At 72.6% G+C, this 14,075-nt stretch carries 13 protein-coding genes and 1 pseudogene; 9 read left to right on the forward strand and 5 right to left on the reverse strand.

What is annotated here, in order from left to right; translation table 11 throughout:
* Positions 1-162: 162 nt before the first annotated feature.
* Positions 163-708, forward strand: a complete 546-nt coding sequence (locus tag AC5WRL_RS15980; protein WP_496089197.1) for an SDR family NAD(P)-dependent oxidoreductase — start codon at positions 163-165, stop codon at positions 706-708.
* Positions 709-906: 198 nt separating this feature from the next.
* Here AC5WRL_RS15980 and AC5WRL_RS15985 read toward each other — a convergent pair whose 3' ends face one another.
* The 3 genes from AC5WRL_RS15985 to AC5WRL_RS15995 all read right to left on the reverse strand — a co-directional run bounded on the left by AC5WRL_RS15985 (position 907) and on the right by AC5WRL_RS15995 (position 4,586).
* Positions 907-1,758: an ABC transporter permease gene (locus tag AC5WRL_RS15985; protein WP_496089198.1), complete on the reverse strand. Its 852-nt coding sequence runs from the start codon at positions 1,756-1,758 to the stop codon at positions 907-909.
* The gene (locus AC5WRL_RS15990; RefSeq protein ID WP_496089199.1) at positions 1,755-2,699 is read right to left on the reverse strand and encodes an ATP-binding cassette domain-containing protein; all 945 of its coding nucleotides are present in this window, start codon (positions 2,697-2,699) and stop codon (positions 1,755-1,757) included. Before AC5WRL_RS15990 ends, AC5WRL_RS15985 begins: the two co-directional genes overlap by 4 nt.
* Positions 2,700-3,227: 528 nt before the next feature.
* Positions 3,228-4,586: a sensor histidine kinase gene (locus AC5WRL_RS15995; protein ID WP_496089200.1), complete on the reverse strand. Its 1,359-nt coding sequence runs from the start codon at positions 4,584-4,586 to the stop codon at positions 3,228-3,230.
* 144 nt (positions 4,587-4,730) lie between these two features.
* Here AC5WRL_RS15995 and AC5WRL_RS16000 point away from each other — a divergent pair, with 144 nt between their 5' ends.
* Complete coding sequence (locus AC5WRL_RS16000) at positions 4,731-5,276, forward strand: hypothetical protein (protein WP_496089201.1); 546 nt, start codon at positions 4,731-4,733, stop codon at positions 5,274-5,276.
* 132 nt (positions 5,277-5,408) lie between these two features.
* On the opposite strand, the pseudogene AC5WRL_RS16005 reads toward AC5WRL_RS16000, so the two are convergent.
* Together AC5WRL_RS16005 and AC5WRL_RS16010 are read right to left on the reverse strand one after the other, a co-directional pair.
* Positions 5,409-6,014: pseudogene (locus AC5WRL_RS16005) on the reverse strand (transposase family protein); the annotation flags it as partial.
* 62 nt (positions 6,015-6,076) lie between these two features.
* Positions 6,077-6,799, reverse strand: coding sequence for a thioesterase II family protein (locus AC5WRL_RS16010; RefSeq protein WP_496089491.1), 723 nt, complete (start codon positions 6,797-6,799; stop codon positions 6,077-6,079).
* A gap of 385 nt (positions 6,800-7,184) precedes the next feature.
* On the opposite strand from AC5WRL_RS16010, the gene AC5WRL_RS16015 reads away from it, so the two are divergent.
* The 7 genes from AC5WRL_RS16015 (at position 7,185) to AC5WRL_RS16045 (ending at position 14,071) form a co-directional block, all read left to right on the forward strand.
* Entirely contained in the window at positions 7,185-7,400 is a 216-nt protein-coding gene (locus tag AC5WRL_RS16015; RefSeq protein ID WP_496089202.1) for an MbtH family protein, read from the forward strand.
* Between the two features lie 98 nt (positions 7,401-7,498).
* Positions 7,499-7,750 (forward strand): acyl carrier protein, encoded by a 252-nt coding sequence (locus AC5WRL_RS16020; protein ID WP_496089203.1) that lies wholly within the window; start codon positions 7,499-7,501, stop codon positions 7,748-7,750.
* 70 nt (positions 7,751-7,820) lie between these two features.
* Entirely contained in the window at positions 7,821-9,071 is a 1,251-nt protein-coding gene (locus AC5WRL_RS16025; protein WP_496089204.1) for a beta-ketoacyl-[acyl-carrier-protein] synthase family protein, read from the forward strand.
* On the forward strand, positions 9,068-10,255 hold the full coding sequence (locus AC5WRL_RS16030) for a beta-ketoacyl synthase N-terminal-like domain-containing protein (RefSeq protein ID WP_496089205.1): 1,188 nt from the start codon (positions 9,068-9,070) through the stop codon (positions 10,253-10,255). Before AC5WRL_RS16025 ends, AC5WRL_RS16030 begins: the two co-directional genes overlap by 4 nt.
* On the forward strand, positions 10,252-11,190 hold the full coding sequence (locus AC5WRL_RS16035; RefSeq protein ID WP_496089206.1) for a beta-ketoacyl synthase N-terminal-like domain-containing protein: 939 nt from the start codon (positions 10,252-10,254) through the stop codon (positions 11,188-11,190). The genes AC5WRL_RS16030 and AC5WRL_RS16035 overlap by 4 nt, the downstream gene beginning before the upstream one ends.
* The gene (locus AC5WRL_RS16040; protein ID WP_496089207.1) at positions 11,187-12,965 is read left to right on the forward strand and encodes an alpha/beta fold hydrolase; all 1,779 of its coding nucleotides are present in this window, start codon (positions 11,187-11,189) and stop codon (positions 12,963-12,965) included. Before AC5WRL_RS16035 ends, AC5WRL_RS16040 begins: the two co-directional genes overlap by 4 nt.
* Positions 12,962-14,071 (forward strand): beta-ketoacyl synthase N-terminal-like domain-containing protein, encoded by a 1,110-nt coding sequence (locus tag AC5WRL_RS16045; protein ID WP_496089208.1) that lies wholly within the window; start codon positions 12,962-12,964, stop codon positions 14,069-14,071. The genes AC5WRL_RS16040 and AC5WRL_RS16045 overlap by 4 nt, the downstream gene beginning before the upstream one ends.
* Positions 14,072-14,075: the final 4 nt, after the last annotated feature.

Below are 14,075 nucleotides of genomic sequence, written 5' to 3' on the forward strand. Positions count from 1 at the left end.
GTACATGAGCAAGCTCGCCCTCGTCACCGGCGCGACCTCCGGCATCGGCAAGGCGTTCGCCGCCCACCACCCCGAGGTCGGGGTCCGCACCGTCGCCGCCGACCTCGCCACCCGGACGGCATCGACACGCTCGCGCGGATCTGCGCCGACGAGCCGCTGGACATGCTGGTCAACAACGCCGGCGTCGCCCACTACATGCCGCCGGCCGACCTGCCCGCCGACAAGCCGGCCGAACTCGTCAGCGTCAAGGTCCTCGCCCCCACCCGGCTGACGCGCGCCGCCGTCGGCCCCATGCGGCGGCGCGGCAGCGGCACCATCCTCAACGTCGCCGGGATGATCGCCTTCTCCGGCCCCGCCGGCACAAGCGTCATGCCGCGCCGCGCCGCCTGCGCCGGCACCCTGGCCTACCTCGTCGCCATGACCCAGGCCCTGGCCGCCGAGGTCGCGGACTCCGGGGTCACGGTGGGCATGGTCTGCCCCGGGATCGTGGCCACCGAGTTCCACTCCGCCCAGGGGCTGGACATGAGCGCTGTGCCCCGGATGTCCGCCGCCGACCTCGTCACCGGCGCCCTGCGCGGCCTGAAACTCGGCGGAACCGTCAGTGCTCCCGGCGTCGAGGACCACCAGCTCCTCCGGAATGTGTTCGCCGCTGACCCGGCGGCTCGGCGAGATCCGGTTGCCGCATCTCCTGGCCCCCGAGGATCTTGATCCGCTGTCCGGTGGAGTAGTCAGACCACTGCGGCATCATGGCACCTCGGTTCTGAACACGACATTCAGACGGTATCCCCAGGCAGATACCGGGGAACAGCGAACAGCCCCGGTCCGTTGACGGGGGCTGTCGTGCTCTTCGTGCCCTGGAAATGGCGAATCGCCTCGCTCAACGGCCTGACACCGGAGGGGTCGCTCTCAGCGGGCGCGGCGGAAGCTGGCGATGGCCACGGGGGCCATCACGGTGACCAGGATGGCGCAGATGGCCGGGGGGATCAGGAGGGCGCCGGGTTGGGCGGTGCCCAGGGCCATGTCGCGGGCGGCGGTGATGGCGTGGGACATCGGGTTGACCTCGGCGAAGGCGCGCAGCCAGCCGGGCATGCTCTCCGGCGGGACGAACGCGTTGGAGGCGAAGAGCAGCACCATGTTGATGATGCCGCCCACCGGCTGCATGGCCTCGGGCTTGCGCAGCCACGCGGACAGTGCCATGAACACCCAGCCCAGGGACCAGCCGAGCACCACGGCGATCAGCAGCGCGCCGAGCGCGCCCAGGATGCCGCCGGCCGGGCGGAAGCCGAAGACCAGGGCGCCGAGCAGCAGCATCGCCAGCATGTTGACGACGCACAGCGCCGTGTCGGCGACGCTGCGGCCGATGAGGATGGAGCCGGTGTGGACGGGCATGGCCCGGAAGCGGCCGATGATGCCGTTGTTCAGCTCGGTGGTGAGCGCGACCCCGGACTTGAGGCCCGCGTTGACCGCGCCGGTGACCAGGAAGGCCGGCAGCAGATAGTCGATGTAGCCGACGCCGGCCGGGAATCCTGAGCTTTGCGAGACTCCGTTGAACACCTGGCTGAACACCGTCAGCATCAGCAGGGGTTCCAGGATACCGGGCAGCACCATGCCGGGTTCGCGCAGCACCCGCAGCGACCGGCCGGACAGCACCAGCACCTGCTGGAGCAGGCCGGTGCCGTGCAACGCCGGCCGCCCGGGGCCGGGGCCGGGGCCCGGGTCGGGGTCGGTGGCGGGTTGAAACGGGGCGTGGGTGGTCATGACACCGCCTGAGCAGGGCTGTTGAGGGTCAGATACACGTCGTCGAGGGTCGGTTCGCTGTACGCCAGGCCGGCGATGTCCACCCGCGCCTCGTCGGCGGCGCGCACTACGTCGATGAGCGCGGTGGAGTCGCGCACCGCGATCGTCAGCACCAGCCCGGAGGCGTCGGCCACGGCCGGCAGCCCGGCCCGGCGCAGCGCCGCCATGACCGGCGGCTGGTCCGCCTCGGCGGCCAGGGTGACGCTGACGCTGTGCCGGCCGATGCGGGACTTGAGTTCGCCGGCGGTGCCCGCGGCGATGATCTTGCCGCCCGCCAGTACGGTGATGGAGTCGGCGAGGACATCGGCCTCGTCCAGGTACTGGGTGGTCAGCAGTACGGTGGCGCCGTCCTTCACCACCCGCTGCACGATCTCCCACAGGCCGCGCCGGGCGACCGGGTCGAGCCCGGTGGTCGGCTCGTCGAGGAAGATCACCTCGGGCCGGCCGACGAGGGAGGCGGCGAGGTCCAGGCGGCGGCGCATGCCGCCCGAGTAGTGCCTGGCCTGCCGGGTGGCGGCGTCCGCCAGGCCGAAGAGGTCGAGGAGTTCATCGGCGCGGGCGGCGGCCTCCTTGCGGGTGGCGCCCAGCAGCCTGGCGAGCAGGATCAGATTGCTACGGCCCGGCAGCGTCTCGTCCACCGCCGCGTACTGGCCGGTGAGCCCGATCCGGCGGCGGATCTCCTCCGGTTGCCGCACCACGTCGATGCCGGCCACGGCGACCCGGCCGGCGGTGGGGCGTTGCAGGGTGCTGAGAATATTGACGAGGGTGGTCTTTCCGGCACCGTTGTGTCCCAGCAGCCCCATGACCGTTCCCCGGGGGACATTGATGCTGACATCGTCCAGTGCTCTGGTCTCTTTGTAGGACTTGCTGAGACCGGCGACTTCGATCATCGGTGTGTCCACGTGATCCATGTCCTTCGTCCGCGGCGGCCGGGAAGTCTGCCGCGAACCGTACCCGCGTATCCGGGCGGGTGGGCGGTGAGTTCAGATAACTCGATATGCGCTTGCCCGGGGAATTCCGGAGTGGTAGCAAACACCTCATGAAGGCATCCGGGGCTCCGCGCTGGGCGGTTGTCGCAGCGCATGTCGTGCCACTGACCGTGCTGCCGTCCGGCCTGTGGCGGGTTGCCATGGGCCTGGGCATTCCGCTGGGCTTCACCGAGGAGTCGGATCTCAGCGAGCTGAACTTTCCCGGACCGCTGACCTTTTATGTCTTCGCGCTCAGCGCCGCCGCCGAGGGAGTGGCCTTGCTGACGATCGGTCTGGTGCGCCCCTGGGGCGAGGTGGTGCCGCGCTGGATTCCATTGCTCGGGGGCCGCCGCATTCCGCCGCTCGCCGCAGCCGGGCCGGCGCTGCTCGGCGCCGCCGTGGTCACCGCCGGCACGGTGTACGGAATGCTGCACTGGAATTCACCGGAGAATCTGGCGGAGCTCAAGAATCCCGAGGGGACGGCCTATTGGATTCAGACGCTGTGCTACCTTCCGCTGCTCGGCTGGGGGCCGCTGCTCGGTGCGGTGGCCGTCGCGTACTGGCTGCGCCGCCACCGCCGTCATCGGGGGCGGCGGCGTCCGGTGCCGTCCAGGGCAGCCGGGCCCGCACCTGCCAGCCGCCGTCCTCGCGCGGGCCGGCGCTGAACCGGCCGCCCAGCGCGGCCACCCGTTCGGTCAGCCCGGCAAGCCCCGTGCCGCCGGCCCGTCGCCGTTCGCCGAATGGCGCCGCGGAGCTGACGGCCGGGCGGCTGTTGCCGACGAGGACTGTCAGCGCCGGGCCGGGCGCTTCGTCCGCCACCCGGACCCGCACGGTGACATCGGCGGCCGAGTGGGCGTGCCGCCGTACATTGGTCAGCGCCTCCACCACGATCCGGTGTGCGGTGGCGGCCACTTCACGGGGCACCACGGCCGCCGGGCCGGTGTCGATCTCCACCCGGCTGCTGCCGGTGGCGGCGAACCGCTGGGCCACCTCAACCAGTTCGTCGAGCCCGTGCGGGCCCGGCTGCCGCTCCGCGCCGCCGCTGTCGGCGCTGCCGACGGTGTCGTCCAGCATGTGCACGGTACGGTCCATGGAGTGCAGCGCCTGCCGGCCGGCGGTCTCGATCTGTTCCAGCAGCGACGGCAGCCGCTGCGGCTGTGCCTCGGCGATCACCTGGGCCGCCTGCGCCAGCACCACGATGCCCGACACATCATGTGCCACGAAGTCGTGCAGATCGCGGGCCAGTTGCATCCGCTGGTGCTGCCGGGCCCGGCGTACCGACTCGGCCCGTACCAGGTCAAGCAGCCGCAGATAGCCGCCGGTGGCGCCGGCCACCGCGGCCCCGGCCAGAAAGAACGCGCAGCTGGCGAGAGTCTCACCGGGGGAGACGGGGACGAAAAGCCGCAGTACGGCGGTGGCGCTGGCGGTGGCCAGCAGCAGCCCCACCAGCACGGCGCGCCGGGGCGGAGTGAACCGGGCGGTCAACAGCAGCAGCAGATACAGCGCGCTGATCTCGGCCAGCACCAGCAGCCCGAGCGGCCGGGAGGCGCCGTCCCCCGGATCGCTCAGGACGGTCCCCGCCCCGGAGGCGACGGCGGCCAGCACCGCCAGTACGGTGCCCGGTAATCCGTGCGGCCCGGCGAGGGGCCAGCGCAGCAGGACGACGGCGGTCGCGGCGAAGGCGACGGCCGGCGAGGCGACGGCGGCCCAGCCCAGCCAGGGACCGCTCACAGCGCCGGCCAGCGCGACGGCGGCGGCCACCGCCCCGCAGCCTCTCCGGATGGAGCGTCCCCAGCCGCGCCGGTGCTGATGTCCGATCACCCTGCGGAGTGTAGGGGGCGACAACGGCCCTTGTCTGGCAGGCGGTTGCCGTCCGTCGGCCGGGGCGGCGCCGGCGGCGACAGGTTGCGGACATCTCCCGGCCGCTGGCGTGTACGGCGGGCCGGCCGCCCGCAGGATGGCCGCATGACCGTCGACGCGCGGCCCTCCGGGCTCGATCTGCTGTTGCCCCGCTGGCACTTCCGTGAGGTGCACCGGCTCGCTGTGCCGGGCACCCAGGAGGAGGTCATGCGGGCGGTGCACGCGATCACCTGGCCGGAGGCCCCCGTGGCGCGCGCCCTGATGCGGGTGACCGGCGCCGAGGTGGGGCCCGGCCGGCGGATCGTCGCCGATTTCCTCGGCGGTTCGGGGGAGGTGGTGCCGGCCGGCTCGGCGGAGTTTCTGTTCGCGGGCGCGCAGTCGCCGTCGGACGTGCCCCGGCCCGAGGGCGGCACCGCGCGGATCGTACGGGAGTCCACCGAGCCCGGCATCCTGAAGGTGGGCATGAACATCCGGTTCCACGACGGGGTGTTGAGCACCGAGACTCGGATCCTGGCCACCGACCGGCGGACCCGGCGGCGGTTTCAGGCGTACTGGCTGCTGATCCGGGCGGGCAGCGGGCTGACCCGGCGTTCGATGCTGCGCGCCGTCCGCCGCCGGGTGCGCCGCAGCCGTAATGACACCCCCCAGTAGGGCTTTGTTGGGTGGTGTCGTAGGGCTGCCATGGGGTGGATTGTCGGCATGTGGGGCAGGCTCCGGTCCAGGTGGCGAGGAGATGTTGGAGGCGAGCCAGGGTCTGGTGGAGCGTCAGGCCCTGGCACGGGCTTTTGGGTGGAATCGCTGTTCGGTCAGGAACAGATGGGCGGCGGTGACGGGGGTGACGTGGTGGTCGCGTTCCAGGAGCGCGGTCATCACCTCTCGCTCGCCCAGTTTCGGATTCGCCGGGCACCAGGTGACGGGCATGCCCTCGGCCGTGGTGAGCAGGCAGAGGCGTAAGCCCCGGAAGAACCGGGAGTGGGAGCGGCAGTAGCCGTATCCGGCGTGTCCGGCCAGTGCGGAGCGTTTGACGGTCTCCCTCGATGCGGCGCAGGGCAGTGGTGTGGAGTCGATCAGCCGCAGGTCGTCGTGCCGGGTGGGGACCTGCCGGGCCAGGGCCTCGATCACCTGGGAGATCAGCGGACCCGCGGTGTTGAGCCGCTTGTTGTGGCCGGACTGCTGGGGCAGGTAGCGGAACAGGTGCGGGAGCCGGGCATGGGCGAAGCGGATCCAGTGCCGGGTGGAGTGGAAACCGGGCAGGACCTGGGCGACTGCCAGGCACAGCAGTTCGGCGTCCGTCAGTTTGGGAGGTCGCCCGATCCGGCGAACAGGAGCCACAAGGTCATCGATGAACACGTACAGTGCCGCCAGAAGGGCGTCCAGGCCAGGAGTCACACCCAAGCCGACGGACGCCCTTCGCCATGGTCGCGGCCAGCACAAACATCGGACTCACTCATCTAGTCCTTGAGGCCGCTGATCCAGCGGGGCAGCTCCGCCCACACCTCGGGGGTGTAGAAGTGGCCGCCCGGCAGGCGGTCCACCGTCGTTGCGGCGTCGGTCAGTCCGGCCCAGGCCGCCGCGGCGTCCGGGCCGATGTCGTCCCCCTCGCCGTACAGCACCTGGAGCGGCGCCCGGAGCCGGTCGCCGTACCGGTAGCGGTAGGTCTCCATGACCCGCAGATCGGCCCGGAACAGCTCAAGCGCCATCGCGTGCAGCTCGGGGTCGGCCAGTACCGGGGCCGGCAGCTGCCCTGATCCGCCCAGCCAGGCGGCCAGTTCGGCGTCGCTGTTCCCGGTGTGCGGGGTCGCGCCGCGCCGCTCGTACTCCTGGGTGGGCGCGACCGCCGCCGAGACCACCAGCGACTGGGGTGCCGGCTCCCCGGACCAGGACAGCCGGCAGGCCAGATCGAAGGCGACCAGGGCGCCCATGCTGTGGCCGAACAGCAGATAGGGCCGCCGGGTCAGCGGTGCGATCGCCGTCATGGCGTCCGCCAGCAACTCCTCCCAGGAGGTGGCCGGCGGGGTGGTGAACCGGGCCTCCCGGCCGGGGTAGCAGTAGAGCACCAGCTCGGTGTCGGCGGGCAGCGCGGCAGCCCAGGGCCGGAAGAGCGCGGTGCCCCCTCCGCAGCAGCTCACACAGATCAGCGTTCTCGTGCTCTCCGGGCGGGGCACCGGACGCATCAGTGATCGGGACACCCTGAACTCCCTGTGGTGACGGTACGCGGCGGATGCGGCGCACCGGACGGTACGCGCCCGGCGCCGCCCGCACCCGGCGGGCCGAGAATTCTTCGATGTCTCACGGTGACGCCAAGTGACCGTTCATTGCGGTGCAGGTGACGGGCGGCGGCCCCGAACCGGGCGCCGGCCGCCGCGATCCGGACCGGCCCGCGCGGCCGGTCGGTCCGCGAGCCCGGCACCGATCCCGGGCAATGCCATATCGAATTTTCCTCATGAGAATTCTCCGAGCGGCTGGTGATGCCGGTATCCCGTAAGCCCTTGAGACCGGCAATTCCAGCTGCTTGAGTCGGTCAGCGACAACGGGAGTTCGCAACGGAAGAGGGCACCGATGGCCAATCCCTTCGAGGACGACCAGGCCGAGTACTACGCACTGGTGAATGACGAGGGTCAGTACTCCCTGTGGCCGGCGTTCGCCGATGTGCCCGACGGCTGGCGGATCGTGCACGGAAAGGCGCCCCGGCAGAGCTGCCTCGATCACATTGAGGAGAACTGGACCGACATGCGCCCGCTCAGCCTGGTGCGGGCCATGGAAGCCTCCGCCTGACCGCCTGACCGCCTGACCGCCTGACCGCCTGACCGCCTGACCACAGCAGCACACCTTCGCGCGACGAATGTCGCGCCCCGGACTGGGAGAACGCGCACATGGACACCACGACCACCGAGGTCCGTACCACCATCAAGGACATCGTCTGCGAAATCCTCGAACTCGAACTCGACGAAGTGACCGATGAGAGTCTCTTCATCGAGGACCACGGGGCGGACTCGCTGCGCGCCATCGAGATTCTCGCCTCCCTGGAAAAGGAACTCGGCATCACCATCGACCAGTCCGAGCTGAGCCGGATGGTCAACCTGGACAAGGTGTACGAGGTCGTCGCGGCGGCTCCGAAGCAGTAGCGGCGCCCGCACGGCGACGGGGCCGGCCGACGCCGGTGCCCGCCCGGAACGGATCAGATGGGGAGTGAGCATGTCCGCAGCACGGCCCGGGGGCAGTCCGGGAAGGCGCCGGGTGGTCCTCACCGGTTTCGGCGTCGTGTCCAGCATCGGCATCGGCGCACCGGAGTTCACCCGCAGTCTGCGCGAAGGGCGCGGTGGGGTCAGCCCGATCACCGTGTTCGACGTCGAGGGGTTCGAGAACGTCAACGGGTGCGAGGTCAAGGGGTTCGTCCCCGAGGAGTGGATCACCGAGACCCCGCTCCAGGAACTGGGCCGGGCCTCCCGGTTCGCCGTCGCCGCGGCCCGGATGGCGGTCGCCGACGCCGGGCTGAGCACCGAAACCCTCGCGCGGGGCCCGGTGCTGGTCTCCGTCGGCACCACCGACGGCGAGTCCTTCGAACTCGACCAGCTGGTCGCCGCCGAGATCGCGTACGGCCCCGAGCGGCTCGACCCGCGCATCGTGCGGCGGGTGCCCGCCGCACGGCTGTCCACCTCCATCGCCAGGGAACTGGGCCTCACCGACGTGGAGGCGCCCACCATCGCCACCGCCTGCTCGGCAGGCAACTACGCGATCGGCTACGGCTTCGACGCGGTCAGCTCCGGCGATGTGGACTTCGCGCTGTGCGGCGGCGCCGACGCGATGTGCCGCAAGACGTTTACCGGCTTCTACCGGCTGGGCACCATCGCCCCCGACCTGTGCCGGCCCTTCGACGTGGACCGCAAGGGCATCCTCACCGGCGAGGGCGCCGGCATCCTGGTGCTGGAGAGCCTGGACTCCGCGCTCGCCCGGGGCGCCACCATCTATGCCGAGGTTCTCGGGTACGGCCTCAACTGCGACGCCTACCACCCGGTCGCCCCCAACGGTGCCAGCGTGGCCCGCTGCATGGAGATCGCCCTCGCCAACGCCGGCGTCAAACCGTCCGAGGTCGACCTGATCTCCGCGCACGGCACCGGCACCAAGGCCAACGACATCACCGAGGCGGCGGCGATCCGCCAGGTGTACGGGCCCACCCCGCCCCGTACCGTCTCCCTCAAGTCCATGCTGGGGCACACCATGGGCGCCGCTAGCGCGCTGGGCGCCATCGCCTGCGGACTGGCCATCACCCACGGCTTCATCCCGCCCACCATCAACCACACCACCACCGACCCCGAGTGCGCCATCGACTGCGTGCCCAACCACGCAGTGGAGGCCGACCTGCGGATCGTGCAGAACAACGGCCTCGCGTTCGGCGGCAACAACGCGATGGTGCTGCTCGGCCGGTACGCGGGTGATGACGCGTGACCGCCCACGACCCGGGAGGGTACGGACCGGTGCCGATCGTCGGCATCGGCGCGGTGGCGAGCATCGGCGACACCCCCGAGGCCATCTTCACCGCCCTGTGCGAACAGCGCGGCGGCATCGGACCGCTGCGCGGCTTCGTACGGTCCCGCTACCGCGCCGGCCAGCTCTTCGAGATTGACGACCGCCCGGCGGACGGCGCCGACGAGCCGGGCCGGGCCACCCGCTTTCTTCTGGAGGCCGTCGCCCAGGCGGCCGAGGACGCCGCACTGCCGGCCGACCTCGGCGACATCCCCGTCCTGGTGGGCACCGGACTGCGCGAGACCCGCTCGCTGGAACTGTGGTGGCGCGACGGCGTGCCGTTCGGCGCGTCCGGGCTGCACTTCGGCCCCGCCCTGCGGCAGCGTTTCGGCGCCACCGACACCCACACCTTCGCCGGCGCCTGCTCCGCCTCGCTGTACGCTCTGGCGCTGGGCCAGGACCTGCTGTGCGCCGGAGCCTGCGACACGGTGATCGTGGCCGGAGCCGACGTCGTCACCGAGAGCATGTTCGGCCAGGCCGACCGGGTGCAGTTCGATCCGCCGCCCGAGGTACGGCCGTTCGACCGCGACCGGCAGGGCACCATCCTCGGCGAGGGGGCCGCCGCCGTGGTGCTGCGCCGCCCCGGCCCCGGCCCGGCCGCCGCTGCCGCCGGCGCCCGTGGCCTGTTGCGGTCGGTGGCCGTCAACTGCGACGCCCACCACCCCACCGCCCCCGACCCGGACGGGGTACGGGAGTGCGTGACCGAGGCGCTGTCGCTGGCCGGGGTCACCCCGGCCGAGATCGATCTGCTGGTGCTGCACGCCACCGGCACCCCACTCAACGACCGTACGGAGGCGGCGGTGACCGCCGAACTCTTCGCCGGCGCCTCCCCGGCGCTGACCGCCATCAAGGCGCTGACCGGACACACCTCGGGATCGGCCGGGCTGCTCAGCCTGGTGGTCGCCCTGCACGCCCTGGAGTCGGGTGTGGTGCCGCCGATCGCCCAACTGCGCGACCCGCTGCCGGAGGCCGCCGGGCTGCGGCTGGTACGCGACCGGCCGCTGGTGGCGGCCGGGCTGCGGCTGGCCCAGATCAATGGGTTCGGCTTCGGCGGCGTCAACGCGGCGGCCGTCGTGGAGCGTGCGCCCGGGGAGCGTGCCGCGTGAACTGTGCCGTCACCGCCGTGGCCGTGGCCGTCCCCGGCGCCACCACCCCCGCCGAGCTGCTGCGCCCGCCCGCCACCCCGGCCGGCCAGGCGCCGTCGCCACCGGACCCGGCCGCCGTCCTGGGCGCCAAGGGGCTGCGCTACAAGGACCGCGCCACCCGGCTCGGGCTCATGCTGGCCCACTCGGTGCTCGCCGACGCCGACGCCGCCGACGCCGCCGCCGCCGCCGGCGGCCGGACCGGAGTGGTCGTCAGCTCCAACCTGGGCAACGCCGACACCATCTGCCAGGCCGTGGCCACCATCGCCGAGGCGGGCTCCAGGGCGCTGAGCCCCATGGACACCCCCAACGCCTCCAGCAATGTCATCGCCTCCGAGATCGCCATCCGGTTCGGCCTGCGCGGACCGAATCTGACCCTGTGCAACGGCATCACCTCCGGCCTCGACGCACTGCGCTGGGCCTGGCTCGTTCTCGCCGCCGGCCGCGCCGATCACATGCTGGTCGCCGGGGTCGAGCCGGACAACGAGGTGACCCGGTCGCTGACCGGCGGTCCGGTCGTCGACGGCGGCGCCGCCGTCCTGCTGTCCAGGACCGGGCCGGCCGCGCGGGCGCTGCTCACCGCGCCGGTACGGGCCGCCGATCCGTCGGCGGCCATCGCCCGGCTGACCGGGCTCACCGGCGGCCGGCCTGGCGGGCGCTGGCTCACCGGCCCGCACCCCGCCGCCGCCGGCCTGCCCCCGGACGCCGAGCCCCGGACGCTGACCGGCTGGGGCAACTGCTCCGGAGCGCTCGGGGTCCTGCAATGCGCCGCCGCCGTGGCCTGGCTCACCCAGACGGCGGACAACGACCGCCGGCCCGTGCACATCCTGCTCGGCGACGGTACGGACGGCGCGGCAGCGGTCACCCTCACCGCCCCGGACCCGGAGGCCGCGCGGTGAACCGGCTCACCCTGCTGCACGGCCTCGGCAACAACGCCGCTGTCTGGTCCGCGCTCGACCCGTACTGGCCCACAGAGCTGGAGATCGCCGCGCCCGAACTGCCCTGGCACGGCAACGCCGTCAACTACTGGCAGCACGACCGCGACGCCGCCGCGCAGCTCGGCGACATACTCGACGCACCATCCGGCGGTCCCGGTTCCGGCCCGGGCGTCGTCGTCGCGCACTCCTACAGCTCCGTCGTCCTGCTCGACCTGCTGTGCCGCCGGGCGCTGGCCGGCGATCCGTTGCCGGTACCCGCCGTCGTGCTCGTCAACCCCTTCTACCGCCGCTCCCCGGACGACTTCCACTGGGAGATGATCGCCCCGACCCTGGGGAGCTGGCCGGAGACGATGGGCGAGTCCATCAGGCTGCGCACCCTGGACCGGCCCCTGGACCCGGCGATCCGCGCCGACATGGCCCGCCGGATGTGCGAGTGGATCGGCCCGTACGGCTGGCTGCGGTTCTTCGACGCGTATCTGCGGACCCCACGGCTGCGCGTCGACCGGATCGGCGTCCCGGCCCTGGTGATCGGCGGCGAGCGGGACCCGTCCGCCCGCCCGGCCGACACCCGGGCGCTGGCCGCCGCACTGCCGGCTGCCGAACCCGTGATCGCGGCCGGCGGCGGGCACTTCCCGATGCTGGAGCGTCCGCGGTGGTTCACCGACACCGTACGGGCCTTTCTGGCGGGCCTGCCGGCCCGGCCGGCCGCCGCCCCCACCCCGCTCCGTAACCGACACCCGAAGGAGGCAGTGATGGACGTTCCGAAGCCCGATGCCACCGCCGGCGGGCCGCTGCACAGCCCGTCGACCGTACGACTGCGCCCCCAGTTCGAGGGCAACAACATCAGCTACGCGATCGGCTTCAAACACATCAACTACCTCGTGGAGAGCGCGCTGCTGGACCACTTCCGGCAGGCCGGACTGCCGGCCGGGCTGCTCTACCGGCGCTACGGTCTCGGCTTCGACCTCGTGGACCTGCGGACCCGGCTCGGCGCCTTGCTCGCGGTGGACGACGAGGTGACGGCCACGGTGACGCCGGTGGCCGGCCGCGACGCGCGGCCTGGGCTCGGCGCCCGGGTGGAGCTGCTGGTCGAGCGGGACGGCCGGACGGTGAAGTGCGCCACCGCGACCGTACGGGTGCTGCTGCGGATCGACGGGCACATCAAGCCGGAGGAGCCCTGGCCGGCCGGCCTGGAAGCGCTGACCGCGGACCGGCTCGGCACCGGCGAGACCCACCCCGCGCCGCTCGGCCCGGCGCTGGCCACGCTGGTCGGCGACTCCCGAGCCTTCGCCCGCCGGCAGCGGGTGCCGTACTTCTACTGCCACTTCAACGAGCGGATGCAGATGTCCGGCTTCCTGCGGCTGATGGAGGAGACCGAGGACTTCTTCCTCGCCGACCGGGGACTGCCCATCAAGCGGGTGCTGGACGAGCGCGGCTGGATCCCCGTCGTCACCCAGTCCCGTATCGAACTGCTCGACGAGACCGTGATGGAGGAGGAACTCCTCGTTCTCTACACGGTCGAGGACATCTTCAAGGACTTGTTGTACACGGCCCGCATGGACTGCTGGGTGCGGCGCGCGGACCAGCTGGTGAAGACCGCCACCGGCACCATCACCCACGGCTATCTCGCCGAACGGGCCCCCAACGTCTGGGAGATGGCGACCCTGGACGCCGCCACCCGGGACGCGCTGGCCGGGACCGGGACCGGGACCGGGAAGGGTGCCGGCAGCCGATGACCGCACCCGCACCCGCCCGCCGGGCCCCGGTGATCACCGGCTGGTCGGCGCTGTCCCCCTTCGGCCTCGCCCACGACGCCCTGGCCGAAGGGCTGCGCTCCGGACGCTCCACCGCCGCACCCCTGGACACCGACCGCTGGCGGGTACCGGCCGGCCGCGCCCATCTGGTGCCCGGCTTCGACGCCCGCACCATCCTGGGCCGCAAGGGCACCCGCTCGATGGACAGGGTGACCGGCCTGGCCGCCGCCTCCGTTGGCGCGCTGCTGGAGCAGCCGGCCGCCGACCCGGAACGGGAGACCGGTGACCGGGCCGCCATGGTGCTGGGGACCACCACCGGCAGCGCCGCCAGCATGATGGACTTCACCCGCGCCTCCTTGACCGGCGCCCGCCCCATCGACGTCGATCCGGCCGTCATGCCCAACGCCGTGATGAACTGCGCGGCCGGCCAGTGCGCCATCCGGTTCGGGCTGCGCGGCCCCAACACCACCCTGGCGGGCGGCAGGGCGGCCGGCCTGCTGGGTCTGCGGTACGCCGCCCGGATGCTCGCCGCCGGGCACACCGACTCGGTGATGTGTGCCGCCGCCGAGGAGTTCTCCGCCTCCCGCTACTGGCTGGAGCGGCACGCCCGGGGCCGCGAGGCCCCCGAGCTGCCCCTGGGCGAGGGCGCCGCCGTGCTGCTGGTCCAGCCGGCCGGCGCGCCCAGCGCCGGGCGCCGGGCGCTCGCCGAGGTTCTCGCGGTACGCACCCGGGTGGCTGTCGGCTCCCGGGTGGGGCCCGAACTGGCCGCCTGCGCGACATCCGTGCTGGACGCCGCCGGGATCCGTCCGGCGGAGCTGTGGGCTGCGGTCCCCTCCGAGGCACCGGGCCTGCTGGGCGGCGTCGAACGCGACACGCTCGCCGCGCTGGCCGGGCCCAAGGCGCTGGAACGGGTTCCGGCGCTCAGCCGGCTCGGCGATCTGTCGGCGGCCTCCGCCACCTTCCAGATCGTGCTGGCGCTGGCCACGGCGGACACCGTTCCGGAGGCCGCCGGCCGGGCCGTGCTCATCACCTCCGCCGACCGGGACGGCTTGCTGGCCTGCGCCGTACTACGGCTGGTGACCCCATGACCGC

This window comes from Streptomyces sp. NTD107 (genome assembly GCF_059510435.1).